This is a genomic window from Cupriavidus sp. 22TCCZM01-5 (genome assembly GCF_057798915.1).
Map to the genome: position 1 here is coordinate 113,618 of NZ_JBYOJR010000006.1, position 23,354 is coordinate 136,971.

The 23,354-nt window shown below is 59.0% G+C and carries 20 protein-coding genes; 13 read left to right on the forward strand and 7 right to left on the reverse strand.

Features of this window, described 5'->3' with window-relative positions; genetic code table 11:
- Positions 1-13 precede the first annotated feature (13 nt).
- The 12 genes from AC3FNH_RS08155 (at position 14) to AC3FNH_RS08210 (ending at position 14,754) form a co-directional block, all read left to right on the forward strand.
- Entirely contained in the window at positions 14-832 is an 819-nt protein-coding gene (locus AC3FNH_RS08155; protein WP_488719684.1) for an ABC transporter permease, read from the forward strand.
- Positions 822-2,159 (forward strand): ABC transporter ATP-binding protein, encoded by a 1,338-nt coding sequence (locus AC3FNH_RS08160; RefSeq protein ID WP_488719685.1) that lies wholly within the window; start codon positions 822-824, stop codon positions 2,157-2,159. Before AC3FNH_RS08155 ends, AC3FNH_RS08160 begins: the two co-directional genes overlap by 11 nt.
- Positions 2,156-2,845, forward strand: a complete 690-nt coding sequence (locus AC3FNH_RS08165; RefSeq protein WP_488719686.1) for an acetyltransferase — start codon at positions 2,156-2,158, stop codon at positions 2,843-2,845. Before AC3FNH_RS08160 ends, AC3FNH_RS08165 begins: the two co-directional genes overlap by 4 nt.
- Positions 2,846-2,889: 44 nt before the next feature.
- Positions 2,890-3,975, forward strand: a complete 1,086-nt coding sequence (locus AC3FNH_RS08170; protein WP_488719687.1) for a DegT/DnrJ/EryC1/StrS family aminotransferase — start codon at positions 2,890-2,892, stop codon at positions 3,973-3,975.
- A gap of 25 nt (positions 3,976-4,000) precedes the next feature.
- Positions 4,001-6,490 carry a glycosyltransferase gene (locus AC3FNH_RS08175; RefSeq protein WP_488719688.1) on the forward strand — a complete coding sequence of 830 codons (2,490 nt, stop codon included), beginning with the start codon at positions 4,001-4,003 and terminating at the stop codon, positions 6,488-6,490.
- Positions 6,487-8,409, forward strand: a complete 1,923-nt coding sequence (locus AC3FNH_RS08180) for a glycosyltransferase family 2 protein (RefSeq protein ID WP_488719689.1) — start codon at positions 6,487-6,489, stop codon at positions 8,407-8,409. Before AC3FNH_RS08175 ends, AC3FNH_RS08180 begins: the two co-directional genes overlap by 4 nt.
- Complete coding sequence (locus AC3FNH_RS08185; RefSeq protein WP_488719690.1) at positions 8,409-9,161, forward strand: glycosyltransferase; 753 nt, start codon at positions 8,409-8,411, stop codon at positions 9,159-9,161. Before AC3FNH_RS08180 ends, AC3FNH_RS08185 begins: the two co-directional genes overlap by 1 nt.
- A gap of 6 nt (positions 9,162-9,167) precedes the next feature.
- Positions 9,168-10,268, forward strand: a complete 1,101-nt coding sequence (locus tag AC3FNH_RS08190; protein WP_488719691.1) for an MraY family glycosyltransferase — start codon at positions 9,168-9,170, stop codon at positions 10,266-10,268.
- A gap of 87 nt (positions 10,269-10,355) precedes the next feature.
- A complete protein-coding gene (locus tag AC3FNH_RS08195) occupies positions 10,356-11,309 on the forward strand; it encodes an NAD-dependent epimerase/dehydratase family protein (RefSeq protein ID WP_488719692.1) in 954 nt (317 codons plus the stop codon).
- A gap of 82 nt (positions 11,310-11,391) precedes the next feature.
- Positions 11,392-12,186, forward strand: a complete 795-nt coding sequence (locus AC3FNH_RS08200) for a glycosyltransferase family 2 protein (RefSeq protein WP_488719693.1) — start codon at positions 11,392-11,394, stop codon at positions 12,184-12,186.
- The gene (locus tag AC3FNH_RS08205; protein ID WP_488719694.1) at positions 12,186-13,688 is read left to right on the forward strand and encodes a glycosyltransferase family 4 protein; all 1,503 of its coding nucleotides are present in this window, start codon (positions 12,186-12,188) and stop codon (positions 13,686-13,688) included. The genes AC3FNH_RS08200 and AC3FNH_RS08205 overlap by 1 nt, the downstream gene beginning before the upstream one ends.
- A 259-nt stretch (positions 13,689-13,947) precedes the next feature.
- Complete coding sequence (locus AC3FNH_RS08210) at positions 13,948-14,754, forward strand: class I SAM-dependent methyltransferase (RefSeq protein WP_488719695.1); 807 nt, start codon at positions 13,948-13,950, stop codon at positions 14,752-14,754.
- Between the two features lie 519 nt (positions 14,755-15,273).
- Here AC3FNH_RS08210 and AC3FNH_RS08215 read toward each other — a convergent pair.
- From AC3FNH_RS08215 to AC3FNH_RS08245, 7 genes are all read right to left on the reverse strand, one after another.
- Positions 15,274-16,785 carry a hypothetical protein gene (locus AC3FNH_RS08215; protein ID WP_488719696.1) on the reverse strand — a complete coding sequence of 504 codons (1,512 nt, stop codon included), beginning with the start codon at positions 16,783-16,785 and terminating at the stop codon, positions 15,274-15,276.
- Positions 16,786-16,823: 38 nt separating this feature from the next.
- Entirely contained in the window at positions 16,824-17,213 is a 390-nt protein-coding gene (locus AC3FNH_RS08220) for a GtrA family protein (protein ID WP_488719697.1), read from the reverse strand.
- Complete coding sequence (locus AC3FNH_RS08225) at positions 17,213-18,493, reverse strand: NAD(P)/FAD-dependent oxidoreductase (protein ID WP_488719698.1); 1,281 nt, start codon at positions 18,491-18,493, stop codon at positions 17,213-17,215. Before AC3FNH_RS08225 ends, AC3FNH_RS08220 begins: the two co-directional genes overlap by 1 nt.
- Positions 18,494-19,429 (reverse strand): NAD-dependent epimerase/dehydratase family protein, encoded by a 936-nt coding sequence (locus AC3FNH_RS08230; protein ID WP_488719779.1) that lies wholly within the window; start codon positions 19,427-19,429, stop codon positions 18,494-18,496.
- 117 nt (positions 19,430-19,546) lie between these two features.
- On the reverse strand, positions 19,547-20,311 hold the full coding sequence (locus tag AC3FNH_RS08235) for an SDR family NAD(P)-dependent oxidoreductase (protein ID WP_488719699.1): 765 nt from the start codon (positions 20,309-20,311) through the stop codon (positions 19,547-19,549).
- 2 nt (positions 20,312-20,313) lie between these two features.
- Positions 20,314-21,612 carry an FAD-binding oxidoreductase gene (locus AC3FNH_RS08240; RefSeq protein ID WP_488719780.1) on the reverse strand — a complete coding sequence of 433 codons (1,299 nt, stop codon included), beginning with the start codon at positions 21,610-21,612 and terminating at the stop codon, positions 20,314-20,316.
- Positions 21,606-23,030 (reverse strand): UbiA family prenyltransferase, encoded by a 1,425-nt coding sequence (locus AC3FNH_RS08245; RefSeq protein ID WP_488719700.1) that lies wholly within the window; start codon positions 23,028-23,030, stop codon positions 21,606-21,608. Before AC3FNH_RS08245 ends, AC3FNH_RS08240 begins: the two co-directional genes overlap by 7 nt.
- Between AC3FNH_RS08245 and AC3FNH_RS08250 the strand changes: the two genes are divergently transcribed.
- The gene (locus tag AC3FNH_RS08250) at positions 23,029-23,280 is read left to right on the forward strand and encodes a hypothetical protein (protein ID WP_488719701.1); all 252 of its coding nucleotides are present in this window, start codon (positions 23,029-23,031) and stop codon (positions 23,278-23,280) included. The two genes, AC3FNH_RS08245 and AC3FNH_RS08250, sit on opposite strands and share 2 nt — an antisense overlap.
- Positions 23,281-23,354: the final 74 nt, after the last annotated feature.

The window sequence follows — 23,354 nt, forward strand, 5'->3', positions numbered from 1 at the left end:
TAACGCATTAAGTATGCAGAAATTTGAGACGTCGATATCGTCGCTAGGTCGATCCGTGCTGCAGCACAAAGGCCTGATCCTGAGTTTCGCCCGACGCGATGTCGTTGGCCGCTACAAGGGGTCAATGTTCGGCATTCTATGGTCGCTGCTGACGCCACTTTTCATGCTGGCTATTTACACGTTTGTGTTTGGGGCCATCTTCAAGGCGCGCTGGGGCGTAGGCTCGACGTCCAGGACCGAGTTCGCGATCGTGCTGTTCGCGGGCCTGATCGTATTCAACATTTTTTCCGAATGCATTGGGCGGGCCCCAAGCACCATCCTGTCCAACGCAAACTTCGTGAAGAAGGTCGTATTTCCGCTCGAAATCCTGCCGCTCGCGCACCTGCTGTCAGCACTGTTCCATGCCGTGATCAGTCTGCTTGTGCTTCTGGTCTTCGAGTTGATCATCGGCAACGGCGTGCCTGCGACTGTCTTCTTGTTGCCCGTGGTGATAGCGCCTTTTCTCTTATTCATCGCCGGGCTGAGCTGGTGGCTTGCGGCCACAGGCGTTTATTTCCGGGATATCGGCCAAACCATCGGCCTGATGATCACTGCGCTGATGTTCCTGTCGCCCGTGTTCTTTCCGATCTCCTCGCTGCCGCAACAATGGCAGATCGTGGCGAAGTTCAATCCTCTTACCTTGCCCATCGAACAGGCACGCAACATCATTGTCTGGGGCTCTCCGGTCCACTGGGGCGAGTGGGCAGTCTATTCGCTAGCGTGCTGCGCCGTGGCCTGGCTCGGCTATGCATGGTTCCAGAAGACCAGGAAGGGATTTGCAGATGTCCTCTGATGTGATCGTACACACCGAGAACCTTGGGAAGTGCTACGAAATCTACGATAGACCCAAGGACCGTCTCCTGCAAATGCTGGCAAGGGGGCGTAAGCAATACTACCGGGAGTTCTGGGCCCTGCGGAATATCTCGCTGGAAATTCGACGCGGCGAGAACGTCGGTATCGTCGGCCACAACGGCTCGGGCAAGTCCACGCTATTGCAACTGCTCGCAGGCACACTGAACCAGACTACCGGTACCGTCTCGGTTAGCGGCCGCGTTGCCGCGTTGCTGGAATTGGGCTCCGGCTTTAATCCGGAGTATTCTGGCCGCGAGAACGTAAAGATGTATGCCCAGCTGCTGGGTATGAGCGACGAGCAGATCGAGGAGCGCTTTGACCGGATCGTGGACTTTTCCGAGATCGGCGATTTCATCGATCAGCCGCTGAAGACGTATTCCTCCGGCATGTATGTGCGGCTGGCATTTTCCGTCGCCGTCCACGTCAATCCGGAAATTCTCATCGTCGATGAGGCGCTATCTGTCGGTGATGCCTTTTTCCAGGCTAAATGCATGGCGTTGCTCAAGAAGCTCATGGACGACGGCGTGACGCTGCTCTTCGTGAGCCATGACCCGGGGGCGGTCAAGGCGCTGTGCTCGCGTGCCGTCCTGCTCGACCATGGATCGATGCTTGCCAATGGTGATACGGAATCTGTGGTGGAGACGTACTACGCACAGTACGTGCAACGGCGTCAGAGCATCGCTGTTGGCGACGGCAAGGTACGAATGACCGATGCCGCCGATAAGGCTGCAGCACTCGCGGAGGATGCGGAATCGGAGGCCGCTTTCAAGTCGCGCTCGTCATACCAGCGCTTGCAGAACGGGATGGCCGAATATTTGAATGTGACTCTGCTCGACTCGTGCGGTAGGCCAGCGAGATCCGTGGACTTCGGCGAAAAAGTCACACTTCGGGTGAAAATCCAGGTCCGACGAGACCTGCCTCAGCTCAGCTTCGGGTATCACATCAAGGATAAGAACGGCTTCGATATCGTCTATTCGGATAGTGGCATTGAGCAATGCAACATCGAATCACCCCGCGAAGGGAGCGTGCACGTCGTAGACTGGACTTTCCGTGCGCGACTGAAGGAAGGTGAATACACGGTGGCGGCGGTACTGGCCGTCCCGGTCGACCTTTCGATCGGGCTTGTCGAGACATGTGACCACGTGCCGCTCGCGTGTCAGTTTCGCATCGACCGCGCCGGACATCTGCCGATCTACGGAGCCACGGCGTGGGACAACAAGGTGACCGTTATTGAGGTGCAGACGCCGCCTCTGCTGGAGCGTGTATGAATGCAAGGCTGACACCACTGGTGATTTACGGGGCGGGCGGATTCGCGCGCGAGGTGCTGCAAGTCGCCCTCGATATGAACTCGCAGACTCCACGCTGGGACGTTCAGGGTTTCCTTGTCGACCCCGGCTACGACGTCGCTGAGCCGGTGCATGGATTACCGGTCATGACCACCGATACCTGGACGGCCCCGGTAGATGGCGAACTGGTGATTGCCATCGGCGACACAAGCGCGCGCCGGGCGATCGCCCACCAGATGTACGCGCGATTTGGGATGCGATTCGCGACTCTGGTGCACCCACGTGCGTGGGTCGGGCGGCATGTCCGGATCGGTGAGGGCTGCGTGATTTGCGCCGGGGCGTTGATCACCACTGACATCGTCATCGGCAGGCACGTACATGTGAACCTGGGCAGCACGATCGGGCATGACGCGGTTCTGGAGGACTTTGTCACGCTTAACCCTACTGTCAGTGTATCGGGCAACGTCCATTTGTGCGAAGGCGTCATGGCCGGCACGGGCGCTAAGTTCATTCCACATGTCCGGGTTGGTGCCGGCACTGTGCTCGGTGCTGGTGCCGTCGCAGTGGCCGATCTGCCGGCCGACGTGACTGCGGTTGGCGTACCGGCCAAGGCCATCCGGCAACACGATGTTTCCTGGTCGATTCAGTCGCCGGGAGGGCAGGCATGAGCGCACCCAAGCCGTTCGCGCAGCAGATCTACGTCACGCGTCCCATGCTGCCATCCCTGTTCCGGTATCAGGAGCTCGTGGCGCAGATTTGGGAGGCTGGCTGGCTAACCAATGGCGGTGGCAAGCATGTTGCCCTGGAGCGTGCGCTGGAGACCTACCTCGGGTCCAGGCACGTGTCGCTGTTCAACAACGGCACCATCGCACTGATAGCGGCGTGCAAGGCGTTGCGCCTGCATGGCGAGGTCATCACTACGCCGTTCACGTTTCCGGCGACAACGCATGTACTGGACTGGGGCAACATCACGCCAGTGTTCTGCGATATCGACCCTGTGCGGCTGACAATCGATCCGCGCAGGATCGAACGCCTGATCACATCCCGCACGACCGGCATCCTGGGCGTACACGTGTATGGCATTCCCTGCCATACACAAATGATCCAGGACATCGCCGATGCCTATGGCCTGCGCGTCGTCTATGACGCCGCCCATGCGTTCGGCACGGAGATCGACGGCGTACCGGTCGCCCAGTACGGCGATTGCACGATGTTCAGCTTTCATGCGACCAAGCTTTTCCATACCGCCGAAGGCGGCGCGCTGGCTGTAAAGGATCCGGAACTGAAGCAGCGCATCGACCTGCTCAAGAACTTCGGGATCAAAAGCGAAGTGGATGTGGTCATGCCGGGCATCAATGGCAAGCTCAATGAGTTGCAGGCTGCCATGGGCCTGGCCAACCTGGAGTGCCTGGATGAGGAACGCGCGAAGCGAGCCAGAGTTGCGGCGGTCTACAGGGAGCGACTCGACCGCGTCGCGGGTCTGGAATGCGTAACGTTGCCGGAGGGGGTCAAGCCGAGCCTGCAATATTTTGTGATTCGGGTGCACTCGGGCGGCAAGGTCACGCGTGACCAGCTTTACGAAGAGCTCAAGGCCTTCAACGTGCTGTCTCGCCGGTATTTCTATCCCTTGTGCAGCGAATTTAGCTCCTATCAGGCATTGCCGAGCGCAGCACAGTCCGAATTGCCGGTGGCACATCAAGTCTCGCGCGAAGTCCTGGCGCTGCCGTTCTTCGGGGACCTGGGAGAGGAAGGGGCCGGCCGCATTTGCGACATGATTCAGCACATTATGGGACGATGAGCCCGCGAAAGGCACGACAATAAAAGTGCGTCCTCTAATTTCGATTATTACCACCTCCTACAATTACGAGCGCTACATCGGGCGCTCCATAGAGTCGGTACTGCAACAGAGCTACGGGAACTGGGAATTAATCATTGTCGATGACTGTTCGTCCGATGGTTCATGGGATGTTATTTCTCAATACAAGGATCCACGGATTCGAGCGTTCCGGAATGAGGTAAACCTGGGGGCCTGTGCTACCTATAACAAGGCGTATAGTCATTGCAGCGGTTCGCTGATCGCGAGCCTTGATTCGGACGATGTGTTTTTGCCGGAGAAGCTTGCGATCCAGGTCGCCGAATTCGAACGTCATCCTGAAATCGGTGTCTCCGGCACGAAGATTGAGGTGATCGATGAAGCCGGCACGATCGTCCCGGATAGTGCAGTGGCGGCATGGTTTAACGATTCGCGTGACCTGAATGTTCCCGGCGAGTGGGTGTGGGAAAACCACCTATGCCATTCAACCGTGATCCTTCGGAAGGAAATCCACGACGCCATCGGCGGGTTCAGGGACGAGCTCATCTATACGCCGGACTGGAATCTGTGGCTCCGGGCGCTTGCTGCGGGGGCGCGGTTCTCGATCGTGAATCAGGTCCTGCTCCAGTATCGCGTGCATGGAAATAACATTACGCACAAGGATCCGCTCTGCATGATCTCCGAATACGCGGAGACGACGCGCGAGATCCTGACGCCCTTTCTGTTGCAGCGCAAGGCATACGCGGCGGCCCGAGAGAATTTCCGGCGTTTCGCGGCCCATTCGGTGCTGAAGGAGCGCGGTGAAGACACGCTGGCGAACGTCCTATCCACGATCAGACCGCGGGGAACCGAGCGCAGCGAGCAAGCACCTTCGCCTCGCGATGTTGCGGAGCTGATTGCCGACTTGCTGCTCGAGGAAGGCAAGCTGCGTGAGACCTCTCGCCGGCTGCAGGAGCGGGACGCCGAGCGCGAGCAGCGGTTGGCATACCTGGAACAGAAGCTGGCCCAGAAGCAAGGCTTGCGGGCCGCTGGCGTGCCGGCCTACGGCCAGGATGAAAAGGAACAATTTCGTCGACTCATGAGCACATTGCGTCCAAAGCTATTGAGGCTCGCCCGAGTGGCTTATCACCGGGCGCCGCTGCCTTTGCACATGAAATGGCGTATCCGACAGTACGCTTCGCCTACCCTTGCATTGTTGCGGGGCCAGCGCTCCGACGTGTTCGGGGTATTAAGAGACACCCTCGCGCAAACGGGCAGGAAGGAACTCGCTGACAATGGGCGCTGCGGGTCCGACGAAGACATCCTGGGCCGCATACTGGGTGACCTGTCCCGGCAGTCCCTCGAGAAAGGGCCAATCGGGCATATTATCGTCCTGCCTTTCCTTGGCGCGGGCGGCGCTGAGATGACAGCCCTGAATTTCGCGCGTGCCGTGCGCGAATTCAATCCTGACGAGAGCGTGCTCATCGTCGTGGCGGACAGGCCCGCGGTGGACAAGGCCGTGGAACTGCCGCAGGGCGTGTACCTGCTTGCACTGGATGCGTACTACGGTGCGGGAGCGAGCTATGCCATCAAAGGCAGAGCGCTGCAGCAGCTCGCCTTGCTGATCCGGCCGCATACGTTCCACAACATCAACAGCGAAGTCGCCTGGCAGCTCATCATTGCCGAGGGCACGCGGCTGCGCCGGGCGATGAAGGTGGTTTCAAGCATTTTTGCACTGCAGTTCGCTGAAAACGGCAAGGATATCATTGGCTATGCAGCCAATTTCTTCCCGAAGGGATTTCCACAGATTGACCTGCTGCTGACCGATAACCATCGCTTCATCGAAGGCGCGAGCGCTCGCTTTGGCGTATCCGAAGCAGAGCGGGGCAAGCTGGTTGCCGTCTACAACCCGGTGCGCATCGACCAGTCTGTCGCCCAGCCTAGCAGGCAGTCGCAGGCCGCGCATCTGCGTGCCGCCGGCAAGAACCGGAGCCTGCGTTTCCTCTGGGCCGGGCGCCTCGATGCGGAAAAGCGCGTGGACCTGCTCTCTGCGATCGCGCGTCAATGTCCATCAATCCGATTCGAAGTATTCGGTCAGGCCGTGCTGAAGGATAAAGAGATGGAACCGTTGCCGCCTAACGTCAGCCTGCACGGACCGTTTGCGTCGCCAGCGGAACTTGTGGCCCATGGCCCCTATGACGGTTTCTTGTTCACGTCCCGTTGGGAGGGAATGCCAAACATCCTGCTTGAGGTCGGGGCGCTGGGTATCCCGCTGATCGCGCCAACGGTCGGCGGCGTGGGCGAACTCGTGAGTGACCAGACCGGCTATCCGCTGAAGGAATACCCCGAGCCCGCAGATTACATCGAAGCCATGCAGGCCATCGCCGGTGCGCCTGAGTCTGCGCTGGCGAAAGCGCAGCGGCTATGCACGTTAATTGATGAGCGGCACGGCTGGAAGGCCTTCGCGCAACGCGTGCGTGCATTGCATGGATACCTGCCGGAACAGGAGGGCCGAGAGTGACGAAGCGTGAATTGACTGAGCAATGGCCGCGCGTTTCCGTCGTGATCCCATGCTACAACCAGGCCGGCTATCTGATGGAATCCGTCGCATCCGTCAAGGCAGCGTACGCAGGTGAACTCGAGATCATTGTCATCAACGACGGCAGTACGGATTCTCATACCGCGCGCCAGCTGCGCGAGCTGCTGACGTACTATCCGGAAGTCCGTGTCCTGGACCAGCAGAATGCAGGGCTTTCGGCCGCGCGCAATGCCGGTATCCGCCAGTCGACGGGCACCTATATCCAGTTGCTCGATGCGGACGATCTGCTGTTGCCCGGCAAACTGACGCGGCAGGTCGAACACTTCGACGTCGCCAGCGCACTCGATGTGTCGGTATCCAATTTCTTGCTGTCGGATGAAGAGCTCATCAGTTTTTCCAAGCCGGAAGAAGCAATCGCGCAGTTTGACCTGTCCGTCGAAGACTTCCTGTTTAAATGGGAGCGCGGGTTTGCCATACCCATTCACGGTGCACTGTTCCACCGTCGGGTGTTCGATCACGTCCTGTTCGACGTCAGTGCTCGTGCAAAGGAGGACTGGCAGTTCTGGTGTCACCTGGCGCTGAACAAATATCGGATGGCATACCTGCCCCTGCATGCCGCGATCTACCGACAGCACGGTCACAGCATGCGCCGCTCGTACCTGAGCATGGGACGCTCCTGGATCCAGGCGGTGATCAACCTGGAGCAGAAGGTCCGCCATAGCCATCCGTTGTTTTTTGAGGCCGGGATGGCATGGTTCGAGCAGTGCTATCGCTCGCATCCTTCCTACCGCGCCGAAGTGGCCGCGCTTCAGGCCACGAAGCAGACTGTGCCGGCGCCAGCGGTGAGCCGCGCAGAGGAGCCGGAGCCCGAGGAACTGGCAGAGCAGATCCTGCAAGACTTGGTACCGCTTGGGACACCATGCGGGCAGCCCCTGATTACCGTGGTGGTTCCCATCTACAATCACTACGGATATCTGCGCGAATGCCTCGGTTCGTTGCGTGCGCAAGGCGACGTTGCGTTCGACGTGATCTGTGTCGAGGACGGTTCCAGCGATGTCCGCGTGACGCGGCTGATGCGAGCGCTCGCCAATCGGCTGTCGCGACTGCACGTCATTACACATGACGAGAACCATGGCATTTCCCGTAGCCAGATGGAAGCCGTCGGCCAGGCGCGGGGCGCGTTCATTGCTTTCCTTGACTGCGACGATGCGCTGGGCGAAGGTGCGCTGGGCCGGGTTGCGGCGGAGATCGAAAGGAAGCCAGGCGTCGATTACTTCTTTACCGACCGGTTGGACGTCGGCACCGACGACACCGTGATCCGTCATGCCCGCTATGGCGGCTATGACAACATCAAGCCCAGCGGCAATATCCGCGACGATCTGCTGGACGGGATGGTGGCGTCCCATCTGAAGGTAATCCGGCGTTCGGGCTATCTAGAGGCCGGCGGCGGGGATCCTGCGTTCGACGGCATCCAGGACTGGGAGATTGCCCTGACAGTGGCCGAGACGGGCGAGTTTTGCTACATCCCGGAAGCGCTATACCGCCACCGCATCCATGCGCGCTCGGTAACGACCGCGAGCGCTATCTCGCAGATGCGCAAGACCAACCGGTTGCGCCGCCACTTTCAGGAGCGGTGGATGACGGCGGGCGGCGACGCCCCGGTGGAATTCGCCATAGACGAGCGCTCAGCCGTCCTCAACCTGGACGAGGTAAAGGCGGCATGGCGCGCCGGGCGCCGCTGCGTCCTGACGCTTGAGGGCATGCCGATCGTGCCGGTGATCAACGTCATCCGCGAGTTCAACTCGTATTTCGACCGGATCAGCTACACGCAGCCTGAAGTATTTGCGGTCCTGATCGGCTATGTCTGGTCGCCGGACCTCCTTCAGAGGGCGTCGCAATAATGGCGTGGACCGACGGGCACCTGCTGACCGCATCGGTGGTCAGCCATCACCAGGAGGCGCTGCTCGAGCAACTGCTTCCGCAGCTGCTCGCCATTCCGGGGATGCAGATTGTGGTGACGGTAAACGCCGGCGGCGACTCCTTCGAGGCGCGCGACCCGAGGATCCGTGTCATCCGCAACGCCCGCCCGAAGGGCTACGGGGCTAACCACAATGCGGCGTTCGACCTCTGCCGGACGCCGTACTTCGCGGTGTTGAACCCCGATCTGGGCCTCACCGATACGACCTTTGGGCCGCTCCTGGCATGTGTGTCGGAGGCGCCGGGTGTCGCCGGCCCCCATGTTTTTTCCCCCGCTGGGACGATTGAGGATAGCGCCCGCCGCCTGCCCAGCATCACCAGGTTGCTGGCACGCAGGATCGCCGGCAGATCGTCACCTGACTATGATGCGGCCATTCCACGCCAGCAAGTGGACTGGGTGGCCGGCATGTGCCTGATGTTTGATAGCCACAGCTTTCGCACTGTGGGTGGATTCGACGAGCGCTATCACCTGTACTGCGAGGATGTCGACATCTGCCTGCGGCTTCATCTGATGCAGCGGCAAGTGAACTGGGTCAAGGAGGCCGCAGTCGTCCATGACGCCCGCCGTTCGAGCCGCCGCCGGCTGCGCTATATTTGGTGGCACCTCTCCAGCCTGACGAGGCTATTCCTGTCCGCCGCCTACTGGCGTTTCTCGTGTTCACGGAGCGGTTCCTGATCATTCATGTTTGATTTTTTCTGGGTTCCCGCCTTTACGTTCCTGGTGTCTGCGCTAGGTGTGCTACTACTGCGTCCCGTGGCGATGGTAGGGGGCTTGCTCGACCGGCCTGACAACCGCAAACGCCACCAGGGTGCCGTGCCCTTGGTGGGCGGAATTGCCGTCACGCTTGCGGTCTGGGCGGGCTGCCTCCTGTTCATGCGCGACCAGGGATACTACGTCGCCCTGCTGGGCGGCCTGACGCTGCTCGCGCTGGTGGGCCTGATCGATGACATGCAGGGCATGTCGCCCGTCGCCAAGCTTGCCGCGCAGTTGTTCGCAGCGATCCTGATGACATCCTGGGGGGGGGTCTACCTGACTTCGCTCGGCGATATCTTCGCGCGGCGCGAAATCGTGCTGGCGGACTGGGGCATCCCGCTGACACTTTTCGCAGTGGTATCCGTGATCAATGCCATGAACATGTGCGATGGACTGGACGGTTTGGCCGGCGGGCTGTCGTTCATCATGTTTGCATGGCTGGCGTATCTGGCTGGGGAACTCGGCAATGCTGCCGCCCAGCGCGTCTGCGTGATCTTCTGCGGCGCGATCCTCGGTTTCCTGCTGTTCAACATGCGGAATCCGCTTCGTGGCAAGTTACGCGTCTTCCTTGGCGACGCGGGCAGCCTGATGCTCGGATACGGCGTCGTGTGGTTTGCCGTGGAGCTTTCCCAGACCCGCTACAACTACGGGCATCATGTGCCCCCGGTTGTCATGCTCTGGGTGTTTGGCTTTGTTCTGATCGACCTCCTGACGGTGGTCATTCGCAGGGCGCTGAAGAGGCGCAATCCGTTGTCGGCGGATCGCACCCATTTGCACCATGTACTGCTGAGACTTGGTGTAGGGCCTGACGCGATTGTCTGGGTCATAGTGATCAGCAACGCGATGCTCGGCCTGATCGGCGTTTATGGCTGGAAAAGCGGTGTCTCCGAGCAAACGCTTTTCCTCGGCTTTCTCGGCTTGACGCTCGCACATCTGTTCGTCATGCGCAATGCCTGGCGTTGCCTGCGCGTCGGCCGGCGGCTGATCTCGCGTGTCCGGCAAGGCTGGGCCGCGAAGGTCGGCAGATAGAAGGGGAATCCGTGCCACCCTTACCATCTCGATCGGGCACTACAAATAGCAATCAGCCGTGTCGCGTCATGCAGCGAGGGAACGACAATGACTAAGGTACTTTTGATTGGTGGCGGCGGCTTTATTGGCAGCCGACTCGCGCTGCGCTGTCTCTCGGCAGGATTTTCAGTTCGTGTTGCTGATGTCCAGTTGCCCGCCGCGGATCAGGTGGCTGCGCGCAATATTGAATATGTAGCGGGCGACTTCAGCGAGACGTCGGATCTGGATCGGATGCTTGAAGGCGTCGATATCGTCGTCCATCTGGTGCATCGGGCGATGCTGCTGGGCCTGGATTCCAGCATGCTCCCGGAGATTGAGCGCAACGTCGTGCCGGCGATCAAGCTATTCGACCGCTGCCTCGAGCATCCCGGCCTGCGACTGGTTTTCGTCTCGTCTGGTGGCACCGTCTACGGTGATCCGGATGAGAGGCGGCCCCTCGCGGAGCATGCGGCGCTACGCCCCATCTCGGTCTACGGTACGTCCAAAAGCATGATCGAAAAGGCCCTGGGCCTGTACGTGGCCCAGCGCGGGCTTCGTGCGCTTGTGGTGCGTCCGGGAAACGCTTACGGTCCGGGCCAGCTCCCTTTCAAGGGGCAAGGCCTGATTCCCACGGTGATGGCGTCGGCGCTGCAAGGAAAGCCGGTCACGATCTACGGCGACGGAACTGCCATTCGCGACTACATCCATGTGGAAGACATCGCACAGGGCATTGTTGCTGCCATTCAGGCCGGCAGCAACGGCGAAGCCTATAACATTGGCACCGGCAGGGGCGTTTCGATCAACTCGCTCATCAATGACCATATCAGGCCGCTCGTCATCGCACACGGTATCGACATAGACCTGCGCTACGTGGAATCGCGTGGCGTGGATGTCAGCTATAACATTTTGGGTACCGCGAAGCTGACCAACGAATGCGGCTTCACAGCACAGACCCGGCTTGAGGACGGCATCGCTGAAACCTGGAACTGGATCCTCCGAGGCTATTCAAGTGTTCGACAGTAGAACCATGGTCAACTGATCGCACGATCCAACAGATTGCCCTTAGTTGGCGGCGGGCAACGCCGGCATGCAGGGAGAAATGAATATGGAAACATCGCAGAGTCGTATTGAAATGCCTTCGGATCCGACGGTCAGCGCCATCATGACCTTTCATGGGGAAAAGGTCCTGGCGAATTTTGCATTGCGGGGTTTTGCCCGGATGAGGCAGACATCCGAAGCCGCAGGCGTTTGCATCGAACTAGTGGCGGTGCTCGACTGCGCAGATGACGAAACCACGCGGATTGTGACAAATCACTCCGCCGTCCGCCAAAGCGACCAGATTGTAGAGGTAAAGAACGGAGATCTGGCGTCGTCGCGCAACGATGGCATCAGGCGTGCAAAGGCGTCATACATTGCAATTCTGGACGGGGACGACTACTACTCCAAGGACTGGTTCGTGTCAGCGCTACAGACGGCAAGTACAGCACGGGGCACGGTGATCGTTCATCCCGAACTGACGATCTCCTTTGGTGCGGTCCATTGCGTCGCGGAGACCTTCGACATGGATTCGGGAAGCTATCCCCTGGCCGGTTGCATGATGGCGCACCCCTGGGTGTCCTGCTCCTTCGGAGCGCGTGATGTCTACCTGAGCCACCCCTACCAGCCCACGCATCTCCGTGCCACTGGCTTTGGCTATGAAGACTGGCACTGGAACCTCGAGACGCTCGCCCACGGTATCAGGCATGTCACGGCGCCCAGGACGGCGCTGTACTATCGGCGAAAGGCGTCGTCCATGGTCACCGAAATGGCGCAGAACGGCGCAACCGTGCGGCCGAGTCTTTTTTTTGACGAGCCGGAGAAATGGCAGCAGGCGTCTTGCGGGAAGGGTGGAGCAAATTGATGAAGCGCATGGCCAAGAACGTTGTGCGGGCCACGTGGCGGTCGCTGTTGAAGCCAATCGTACGAAAGCTGCCGCCATCAATCGGCGATCGGATCGAGACCCTGCTTCACTACACCAAGCTAACTCTGGTCGGCGGCCAGACGATTTCGTTCAGGGATATCGAACGACAACTGGCCGAGGAAGATTCGGTATTGGATAGGCCGGCCGACAACATCAGCGTGACGGTCAGTCCGATCACACATAAGCAGCCACCGGCGTTGCTGCCCGACTGGGCCCTTGCCGACTTGCGCGAGCTTGCCGAGATCGAGCCATCGTTGTATCCGAATCGCGATTATGTCGCTTCGTTCCAGCGGTACGAGCTGCCGGTGAAGCCTGCCGCGGGCGAGCTTTACGTCGAATGCTTCCCCGTGGTCCGCGACCTGAACCCCGACTTGATTATATTGGTCCCGTGGATCAAGCATGGCGGTGCCGACCAAGGTGTTCTGCACCATGCAGAAGCGGCCGTGACAGCCGGGAAAGCAGTGCTTGTCATTGCCACCCTGGACGCCGAATCTCCGTGGGCGGATCGGTTGCCACAGGGCGCCGTTTTCCTGCCTTTTGGGCAAATGGCGCGCAGCCTGACTTGGGAGGAGCGGATGGCGGTTCTGACGCGAATCCTAATTCAGTCATCGGCGAAGACGATCCACCTGATCAATTCTCCCCTGGGCTGGGATGTCCTGCGCCATCATGGCAAGTCGCTACGAACGCTGGACAAGCGCATCTTTGCCAGCGTTTACTGCGACGACTTTGATCGTCATGGGGTCAGGTGGAGCTATGCCGATCTCTATTTCCCTAGCTGCCTGTCATATCTGGATGGCATCTTCTGCGACACTCGGGCTTATCCGGGCGAGTTGAAAAAGCGCTTCGGCATCAGCGCAGCCAAGCTCCATACCTTGTACTTCCCTCATGCATTGGATGCACACCCCCGCTATCGGGCCGGTGCAGGGCGCACGGTGCTTTGGGCGGGACGATTCAGCCGGCAAAAGCGCGTCGACCTGCTGGAGAAGATTGCTGCGGCGATGCCGGACGTCCATTTTGATGTGCACGGCTGTGGCAATGGCCAGGAAGAACGTGATCTTGCCGATCGCCTCACTGAACTCGGGAATGTCACGGTACATGGCCCGTTCCGTTCGCTCGATCATTTGATCGAGGACGGCAAGTATGCGGCGTTTCTTTATACGTCGGCTTGGGATGGACTCCCGATTGTCCTGCTGGATGCCACTGCGGCGGGGCTTCCCATCGTCGCCTCCTTAGTTGGCGGGGTCGCGGAGTTTGTTACTCCGGAAACAGGGATTCCAGTCGAGCAGGACGATGTGCAGGGCTATGTGAATGGTCTCAGATGCTTCATTGAGGACCCGCACAACAGTCGGGTGCGTTGGGAGCGGGCAGAGAAGCTGCTTAAAAGTCGACATACGGGGGAGCAATTCCGATCAGCTGTTGCAGCAATCCCTGACTACCTGTGACGCCCGCTTGCATTGATGGGCGATCAATTTTTCTATTGTTGAAAGTTCACGGAGTAAGAGCACGAGGCAGAAACGGCTCCGCCGGGGCAATTACGAGCATGGGGCTTTAGCTGCCGGCCACTAGGCCAAACAGATCTCCCTGAATTGCCGACAATACCGCCGATTCCAAGAATCGCGATGAATAGACCGGGTGCGTAGTCTTAAAGACTCCCCGGAAGTCAACCAGACACCACGATCTTTAGAATATCCATATCTGCCCATGGAAAGCAATCCCTGCCTGGTCTGCACCGGCCCATCCTTTCCGTACTTCCGCAAACATTTCTCGGCGTACGGTTTGTCTGATGTCGAGTACCTTCGGTGTTCTCGTTGCGGATTTGTTCATTCTAAGACTCATGCCGATATGTCAGATGAGGATTGGGGCAGGCTGAATGAAGCATACCATTCAGGCTACCAGTCCCTTGAGCACAATCCAGACGACCCGCGATGGCTGGCCAGAATTGATGCGCAAGCGGCATTCATTGCGGATTCCGCACATCTGGGGCTGATACCGACGGAGCGTGCATGGATTGACTATGCAGCCGGAGGTGGTCAACTATCTTCTGCCTTGCAGAAGGTTAGTGACCGTACATTACTGAACTTCGATCGGTATATGGAAAGTCCGGAACCAGCTCTGAAGACTGCGCCCATTCCGGCGGCCTTTGATTTCGTTATTTCCACATCCGTGTTCGAGCACTTAAGAAGACGAGAAGATCTCGACGCAATCAACGCGCTTGTTTCCCCAGGCGGGGTGATGGGTTTACATACCCTGGTTCGTGAAGAAATTCCCGCGGATCCCGAGTGGTTTTATCTGCTGCCTGTTCATTGCTCTTTTTTTACAAACCAGAGTATGGAGGTTCTGTTCCGTCAATGGGGATATCAATGTTCCATATATGAGGTCGAATCGCGTCTATGGCTTTTCTTTAAGCGGCCATTTGAAGAGATTAAGGGCATCGTCGACCGAGTACATAATAGGAAAGGTAAAGTGGTCTACCTATTAAAGCAAGGATTTTTGGATTATTGGAAGTAACGAATTTCGCACTTAGCTATCCGCCTAGAAGATCGAAGAGACGTGCGGTGGAAGCGTGGACAGATATGCCGACCGCCTCTAATCGACTTCTGTCACTTTCCTTCGATACCCAAGAGGAGAGCGCGAACCAAAGCGCCAGGATGCGTCTCTTGGGGGCGGGGGAAGAAGCGATCGACGAAGGGTCTTTGGCATGGTCACTTCGGCTCCATCGTGATTGGAGGAATAGATGAACGGAAAAGCCGCAAGAGATGTCTGAGTCGCCCAAAGCGTTTCCCAAGTGAATGAACGCATACAGGATTTCCGCGGATTTTCGTGGGAACTACTGGATAGGTTCGCTTCGCATCTACACGGTCATCAGCGGAGTGCGAGGCTTGGGCAGGGCGCACTGGCCGGCCCCTCTGGCCGTTACAGTATGGCCACCTCTGCGAATTACCGTGAAGAGCATGGATGCGAAGCGCTGTTCAAGAAAAGTCGACTTCAGAAGAAAAGATTCGATAATTCAACTTACAAGCCCCAGAACTATCGCTGCTTCAAGCAAACATACATGGCGCCGGAAACTCTCTTAATTGATTCTTCTGCCGGCCAGGCAGCGACGTTCTCGCATGGCTCTGCCCGATTGACGGAATCGACGTTCCAAACTCTGCCAGTTGCTTCCATCATTAGGTGTTGAGTTGCCCAAGTTACCGCTAGGGCAGATGAGTTGAGATCGCCGTCAATCGTACCCATACCAACGGGGTGGCTCCAGTTCGCGCCGACCAGCGTAACTCGCTGGTCGGCCGTGACGCCCTTCTTTAAGAGATCCTTTGCGATTTCGCCGGCAACCCAGGCATCCCACCGGTTGAGGCGCACCTGATCGTGAAGCATGGCGTTGCTGTGAAAGGAAAAAATGAGGGCAATTAGGGAGGCTCCGATGGCAAGTTGACGCGCTGCGGAGTGCGACAGGCAGAGGGAGATGACCGCTAGCGTGATCCCATAGGCAAAACCCACGCCATACAAGGCTCGTGGCACAGGCCACCACACGCTGGAAACGGTCACCAGGAATACGCTACCGAAGTACATCGTGATCGCCATGCAGATGATCACTGCCGCAGCCTTCGGTCGCGTGAGCGCAATTCTGGCGAGACAACAGGCAAAGATTAGTGCAAGCAGCAGCTTTGGCTCAGAGGACAGTACCGCTTCGGACTCAATCAGAATCTTCCGGGTCACGCCGCCAACCTGAATCAGCCGCGGCATGATTTCGTCGATCTGTATGATTGAGCCCCTAGTGTCTAACGATGCGCTCAATGTGCTTCTGCAGACCTTGTAGGCTATGACATAGAGCACGATGGCTGCGGCAAAGGCAAATACAACATGCGCGTTTGCCTGCAGCGCGGATGCAAAGCCCTTGCGCTCGCCGCTGTGCAGCATATCGACGGTTATTCGGGCTAGCAGGATAAATACGGCGACGATGAATGCGGTTTGTTGAGCTCCGGCGAGGAGGACGAGGGGGATAATCAGCCATGCCAATGCATATCCTACTGTTATCCGGTCGCTCTTGCTTTCGAGCCTGGTGATGCAGGTGAAGACAAGCGCCAGCAGCCCGAAGGACGTGCCTTGGGTGATTAATGATTCCCGGAATGTAAAATACTCAGTCAGGTACGGGTGGGCGCCGATCAGTGCGCCAATTGCCGCAAGGGTATAGGCATTGCCTCGGGTCCTTGTGATATAGAGCAAGGCTCTCGAGATAGCAATCGCAGCAAACGCAAAGAAAAGCAGCGTGGCCGTCCAGGAAATCGAGGTCGGTGTTACGCCGAGCGCTGATAGGATCGATTGGATCGCAGCCTGAGTAAAGCGCCCCTGCGACATATAGAAGAGCGGATTTCTGTCGTGGTGACTTGCTACATAGTCATCCAGCCCATATGCAGGAAACAGCGCTAGGCCTTTGCTGAAAGCCAGTCCGAGCAGAGAACCGCAGAATACGATTTGGGCCCTGCTCAAGCTGTAGCTGTCAGCAAAAATCTCTTGGTTTTTCACTTTTGGAGAGAAATCCATTCGCTAGATGATGATTTGAGTATCTTGATTCCGTTTAGTTAGCGGAACGAATATCTCTTGTGGCCAAGATAGCTTGTCACAACCGGAACCGCGACCCCAAATAGGTGTGCGACCTCTTTAGCGTGCAAGACTACCCCGAGTGCAGGCAATACATGGTAGGCCAATACTAGACTCACAGCCCAAGTCTGGATGACCGCGGCGATATTGACGATGGTGAAGATTACTGCCGAGCGCGCTATCGATTGCGTCGATGTAGTAAAGACGAATATCTTCGCCAGCAAGAAGGCCGTCACCATCCCGGTCACGTAGGCAGCCACGATCGCATAGGAGAAGGGCATCCACAAGTTGTAAACGATACGGCTGGTCCAATTCACTACGGCAGCAAAGCCGCCAGTCAGCAGGAACAGCAGGAAAGTGCGAGATGGCATCAGAACATCCTGGCCATCTTGCGGGACAGTCCGATGCTTTCCGAGATGCCGCGGTCTTCCGGGTAGTAGTAGGACGTGTCTGCAACCAGCAGGCCCTTTACAGGAAGCTGGATCGGCGGCAGGCGGTCGAGGTATCCCGGCTCGCAGATCGGCTGTGCGAAGCGGTAACGGCTCGCGCGGACTTCAAGGAAGTCGCTCTCCTTCAGCGACGGGTTTATCTTCATCAGGTAGGACTTCACCTTGTCAATGAAGACATTGTCCGGGTGCTGGTATATCGGATGCTCGCCGGGCACGTAATACGGTACATAGACGATGTGGCTGTCCATCTTGCGCAGGTTCGTATATTCGACGATACCCGGGATGTCCATGTCGGGATCATTGACGTTAAGCCAGAAATTTTCCGTAACTGCCTTCTTCAGCTTGGCAATGACGCAGACCACGGCGACGTTCTTGACGCTCTTGAACTTGTCGAGCACGTCATTGGGCAAGTCCGGCATGATGCGAGGCACGTACGGCAGCGGTACGGTGCTGATGACCTTATCGTAGCTCTCTACGCCATCCTTGGTCTCTACGCCCTTGACGATGCCCTGCTCGATGACGACGCGTTGCACGGGTGTAGACAGGCGGAACTCGCCGCCACCGGCAATGATGGCGTCGCGCATGGCGTTCAGCAAAGTGTCCGAACCTCCATCGAGATAGCCGAGCTTCTCGTGGAACAGATTGTAGCGTGACCGGCCGATCCGACGAATACGGCTCCAGATCCAGGCTGCGGACAGGTTGTAGGCGTAATCGTAGAACTTGTAGTCGAAGAGGCGCCGCCAGAGAACTTCCCATGCCTCTTCGCCGATCCAGCGACGGATCCAGCCCGTTGCCTCAACCTTGTCCAGAGGGCGCCAGTCGTCACGCTTGGTAGACAGGAACGCGTGCAGGCCGTAGCGAAATTTGGCAATGAAGCTAAGGCCCTTGAATTTCAGGAGGGCGATGGGATTGCCCCAGGGTTGGACCTTTCCCCGGTAGTAATAACCCATTTTGGTTTCGCGCCATTGCAGCTTGTCGGTGAGCCCCAGTTCCTTCAGGACTTCGAAGAAGGCGACGTCCGACGTTGCATGGAAATGGTAATAGCGCTCGATCGATGTGCCGCCGAAATCGAAGCAGGCTGCCATGCCGCCGACACGGTCATCTGCTTCGTAAATGACGGGCTTGTGCCCGTCGCGCACGAGTTGGTAGGCGGCGCCCAGGCCCATCGGACCAGCGCCGAGTACGGCGATGCGTTGCGACATTCAGAACTCCAGCACCACGCGGCTGTAGCGCGGATCGTTAAAGGTTTCGTCGACGGCCTTCTTGAAAGGGGTCGAGGTGACGCCGAAAATGCCGGGCCAGTCGATGACCTCGAATTCATCCTTGGCGCTAAGCGCAGCGAGCTGTTGCGTCGTAAACGGGGGATTCTTGTCGAAAAGCGACCAGGTCCAGAGCAGCGCATAGAAGAGCCCGTACGGTATGCGCACGATCGGCGTCTTTGAGCTTGTAGCCTGCTTGATCTCGCGGATGATGTCGATGTAGTCGACCTTCTCGTGCCCGGAGATGTTGTGCACGCCTGCGCCGCGCCGGTTTTCAATGCAGCTAATGATAATGCGGCAGAAGTCGCCGACATAAAGCGGCTGGCGCATATAGCGTCCGTTCCCCGGAATCGGAAATACCGGGACCTTTTGCATGAAACGCGAGAGCCACCCGAGGTGCTTGCGGTCGAACCAGCCGAACATCAGCGTCGGGCGCAGGATCGGGCAGGGGATGCCGCTGGCGAGGACCATCTCTTCCTGCTCTTTCTTGCTGCGCGTGTAGAAATCGTCGGCCACGGACTCGACCACGGACGAACTGATGTGGACGAGGTAAGGCACGTTCTTCGCCTTGATGGCGTCAAGGATAACGCGCGTCGAATCGACGTTGTTGCGCACGAACTCCTGCCAATCGGTGCCGCCAATCTGGGCCTGCAGCATGACCACCACAGCGGCGCCATCGAAGTGAGCCAGCCAATCGCCAGGCCCCGAAACGTCGACGCATTCGACGGTCACATCGGGTTGGGTCTTCCTGAGGACTTCCACGTTGGCGCGATGCTTGTCGAGCACTACGATGTTGCTGTAGCCAAGCTCCTTCAGGCGGGCCACCAGGTTTTGTCCAACCAGGCCCGCACCGCCCGGGAGGACGATCTTCTCGTTCAGGTTTTTCACACTTCGCCTCGATTCATGATGTTCGCTGTATTGCAGTCGGCTATCGGCAGGTCATCCGGGGACAACACGTACACCGGTCCGCTGCCAATGCAGCGCGGGAGCCTGCTTTCAAATATCCATCTTGTTAAAGACAACGCTCGGCAAATGTCGGATCACCATCATGATCACGGCCCATTTTCCCGGTGCGTAGACGACCGGCCTGCCCCCGCGCATCCCGTCGACGATGCACTTCGCGACGTCTTCCACCCGGGCCATCTTGCCGGCCTGGGCGGCCATATGCGCGGTCATCGGCGTGGCGGTGGGGCCGGGCTTGATCAGGACGACCTTCACGCCGTTGCGGCCGCCCAGAGCCATGCGGTGCTGCAGGCCTTGCGCATACCGGGTGACCATGCCTTTGGCGGCACCGTAAACATAGTTGGACTTACGCCCGCGATCCCCGGCCACCGAACCGATGATGCCGAGCGTACCGCGGTTGGCATTGGCCATGTGTCCGGCGAAGGCTTCCGCGAACAAGACCGGCGAGATGCCATTGACGGTCAGCGCCTCGGTGGATGCGGCGAGATCCCGCTGGCAGAGCTCCTGGTCGGGCAATGAGCCGTGCGCGATCAGCACGGTGTCAAGCTGGCCATCGGCTGCGATGGTGTCGGCTAGCTGGCGAATCGCAGTTGGGTCGGTGAACTCGCTCTCGACGATGCGGACCGCCGCGCCGGGGCCGCGAACCAGGAGATCGGCGGCGATGCGCTCGGCTTTCACACGGTTGCGAACTACAAGCGTCAGTTCGACCCCCGGTTCGGTGGCCCATGCGCGTGCGCAGTGCTCGGCGATCGAGGAGGTTGCGCCAACGATGACGATTCGCTTTCTCTGGTCTTGCAAGGTCAGTGCCCCATGAGTCTGCGTGACAGGGCAGAGCTGATGCCCGGATCACGAAATGGAAGAAATTCCGCGAGCCGCGGATAGCCGGCTTCGAACAGCGCGCGCGGCATGCGCGCGTCCTTGGCCGGATAGAGCCGCCCTCGCGCGTTACGGACGATGGCGTCAAGACGTTCGAATAGCTTGGCGGTCTTCTCGCTCCGGTTGGGGAAATCGAGCGCGAGCGTGACGCCGGGCTCCGGAAAGCTCAGCATTCCCGGGGCCTGCCGGTCGCCGAAGGTCTTGAGCACGGCAAGGAACGAGCCCTCGCCCGACCTTGCGATCTCGGTCAGCATGGCCTGAACGGCATCACGGCCGACCGCACGGGGCACCACGCTCTGGTACTGGAAGAAGCCCTTGGGACCGTACATACGGTTCCATTCGTGCAGGTTGTCGAGCGGATAGAAGAACGGTTCATAGTGGGCCACGCCACGACCTGCCTTCCACTTGTTGAGATGGAAGTAGGCCGTGTTGAATGGCCGAAGCGTCAGTCCGTTCACCAGTGAAACCGGTGGCACGAATGGCATCGTCTTGCTGCGGCCCTTCGGCTCGGGACGGCCCGTCGCACTGCTCGGATTGCCTCGCATGAACAGCCCGCGCTGCGAGCTGCCGCCAAGGCAGTCGATCCAGGACACTGTGTGCTCCCAATCTGCCTCCGAGCTGTCGGCAATGGCGAAGAACTCGTCCAGGCTGGCATAGGGCAGGGTCTCTGTATCGAGCCAGGGTCCGGCAATTCGCCGCAGTTGCAGCTCGGCCGTCACAATGACTCCCGTCAGGCCCAGCCCTCCGATGGTCGCGGCGAACCATTCCGGCTGCTCACCAGGGCCGCATTCGAGCACGCTGCCATCGGTACGCACCAGCGTCAGCCGGCGAACGTGGTCGCCGAATGAACCGAAGACATGGTGGTTCTTGCCATGCACGTCGTTCGCAATGGCGCCGCCGACCGTGATGAGCTGGGTGCCTGGTGTTACCGGCAGCATCCAGCCGAGCGGCAGGGCGAGATGCTGGATATCGCGCAGCAGCACACCGGCCTCGCAGACCAGGTACCCGTTTTTGTCGTCAAATGCAATGAAACGGTCGAGGCCGGTCGTCTTCCAGAGAGTGTGGCCGGGATTGAGGCAGACGTCGCCATAGCTGCGACCCATGCCGTGCGCAAGTCCTGGCAGCGAGCCGGCAAGGTGCCGCGCCACCTGCGTTCGATCGGTCAAAGCCTGAACTTCATGTTCCCAGCTTGCTAGCCGGCCCCACGACGAGACGCCTACCACGGCCACCCCACCGTCCCCATTGCCAGCACGGCGGCAAATGCGACCCCGGCGAGCTGGCTGGCGCGGTCCTTGACCGCGAAGATCAGCGGATCGTCGTGCATCCGGCCGCGATGTGCCTTCATCCACATCCAGCTGACCCAGAATAGCATGATGGGCACCGCGCCCCAGATGAATTCGGGAGTGCTGTAGAGTACCAGCACGGAATCGCTGTTGAGATAGAGCGCGAGCACCAGGACAGATGCGTAGCCAGCGCCAATGCCAAGTGACTGGATCAGTTGCGCATCGCTGGTGTAATAGCCACGGCCATGGACCTTCTCCTTACCGTTCTGCAGCTGAACTTCAAGTTCGGCGTAGCGTTTGACGAATGCCAGCGACATGAAGAGGAATATCGAAAACGCCAGCAGCCAGAACGTCATCGGCAGCATTGCCGCGGCGGCGCCGGCGATGATGCGCAATGTGTAGAGCAAAGCCAGCACAAGGCAGTCCACAAGGATGATCCGCTTGAGTGCCAGGGAATAGGCGCAGGTGACGAGGAAGTAAACCGCTAGCCAGGGCAGGAAACTGCCGCCGACGAACGATCCCAGCGCCACGCTGATCAACAGCAGCACAGGCGCCAGTACCACACCCTTCCACGCGGGAACCTGGCCCGACGCGAATGGGCGGAAGCGCTTACGCGGGTGCTGCCGATCGCTTTCCAAGTCGAGCAGGTCGTTGGCGATATAGACCGATGACGCGCAGATGCTGAACGAGAAGAACGCCAGGAGCATCGCGATCCAGATCGAGCCACTGGTCAGCTTGTGGCCGGCAAACATCGGCACGAACAGCAGCAGGTTCTTGAGCCACTGGTGGACTCGCAGCACGCGGCGCCATGCCGTGAAGCCGAAACCTTCGGCCGGGAACACTCGTTCGATTTCGCAGCAGGCGCCTGCGGCTCTGGCCAGGCTAGCCGATCCATTGACCACGATGGCATTGCGCGCGCAGCGCCAGACGGCAATATCGGCGCTGGAGTTCCCAACATAGTCGAAACCGGCGTGACCGTAGCGCTCGTGGAGAACGGCGGCCTTATTGGGGCCGGCGAGATTCGTGACACCATCGCTGGCCATGACCTCGTCGAAAATGGTCAGGTGTTCGGCGATAGCGAGGGCCAGCGACTTGTCGGACGCCGTACACAGAACCAGTTTGCGGCCTGCGGCCTTCTGCACCTTGAGCCATTCGAGCAGCTCGGCATTGTAGGGCAGGGAGGCTGGGTCGATGTCCACCAGCCCTGCCAGGCGTTCCTTGAGCACCGCCCTTCCTCGAGTAAGCCAGAGAGGGATGCGCAGGACGCTCCCCGGGCTGTCCCGCAAGACGCGCAGTGCGGATTCGTGGAGCATGTCCGTACGAATCAGTGTGCCGTCAAGGTCGACTACGAGTGGCATGAATACCAAGAAACCCCTCCCCAAAACTTGTTATATGTACTACTCGCGCATGAGATCGTGCATGGCGGCAGCAAACGGCGTTGGCTCGGCCTGCAGTCAATACTCGGATCTCGGATTCATCTATGGCCGGGCGCTTCTAGCGCAGGGCGAATACTGCGATCCGGCGTATCCGGTCGCCTCAACCCTGTTTGGCCATTTCGGCTTGCGTGCGCGTGAATACCGCATTCCCACAACGAAGGCAGTATTTTAGCGGCATCTTTCAGGTCTGTTTCTAATCGCGAGCCAATTTAGGGTCACAATGCCAGTCCACTGTGACTGGCATAT

What these genes read in the sequence shown, in the direction of transcription:
- AC3FNH_RS08200 (WP_488719693.1), top strand. Translation starts at nt 11,392, where the DNA reads ATGGAAACATCGCAGAGTCGTATTGAAATGCCTTCGGATCCGACGGTC.
- AC3FNH_RS08225 (WP_488719698.1), bottom strand. Translation starts at nt 18,493, where the DNA reads ATGTCGCAACGCATCGCCGTACTCGGCGCTGGTCCGATGGGCCTGGGC.
- AC3FNH_RS08165 (WP_488719686.1), top strand. Translation starts at nt 2,156, where the DNA reads ATGAATGCAAGGCTGACACCACTGGTGATTTACGGGGCGGGCGGATTC.
- AC3FNH_RS08220 (WP_488719697.1), bottom strand. Translation starts at nt 17,213, where the DNA reads ATGCCATCTCGCACTTTCCTGCTGTTCCTGCTGACTGGCGGCTTTGCT.
- AC3FNH_RS08155 (WP_488719684.1), top strand. Translation starts at nt 14, where the DNA reads ATGCAGAAATTTGAGACGTCGATATCGTCGCTAGGTCGATCCGTGCTG.
- AC3FNH_RS08170 (WP_488719687.1), top strand. Translation starts at nt 2,890, where the DNA reads ATGCTGCCATCCCTGTTCCGGTATCAGGAGCTCGTGGCGCAGATTTGG.
- AC3FNH_RS08185 (WP_488719690.1), top strand. Translation starts at nt 8,409, where the DNA reads ATGGCGTGGACCGACGGGCACCTGCTGACCGCATCGGTGGTCAGCCAT.
- AC3FNH_RS08195 (WP_488719692.1), top strand. Translation starts at nt 10,356, where the DNA reads ATGACTAAGGTACTTTTGATTGGTGGCGGCGGCTTTATTGGCAGCCGA.
- AC3FNH_RS08190 (WP_488719691.1), top strand. Translation starts at nt 9,168, where the DNA reads ATGTTTGATTTTTTCTGGGTTCCCGCCTTTACGTTCCTGGTGTCTGCG.
- AC3FNH_RS08215 (WP_488719696.1), bottom strand. Translation starts at nt 16,785, where the DNA reads ATGGATTTCTCTCCAAAAGTGAAAAACCAAGAGATTTTTGCTGACAGC.
- AC3FNH_RS08250 (WP_488719701.1), top strand. Translation starts at nt 23,029, where the DNA reads ATGAATACCAAGAAACCCCTCCCCAAAACTTGTTATATGTACTACTCG.
- AC3FNH_RS08245 (WP_488719700.1), bottom strand. Translation starts at nt 23,030, where the DNA reads ATGCCACTCGTAGTCGACCTTGACGGCACACTGATTCGTACGGACATG.
- AC3FNH_RS08210 (WP_488719695.1), top strand. Translation starts at nt 13,948, where the DNA reads ATGGAAAGCAATCCCTGCCTGGTCTGCACCGGCCCATCCTTTCCGTAC.
- AC3FNH_RS08205 (WP_488719694.1), top strand. Translation starts at nt 12,186, where the DNA reads ATGAAGCGCATGGCCAAGAACGTTGTGCGGGCCACGTGGCGGTCGCTG.
- AC3FNH_RS08160 (WP_488719685.1), top strand. Translation starts at nt 822, where the DNA reads ATGTCCTCTGATGTGATCGTACACACCGAGAACCTTGGGAAGTGCTAC.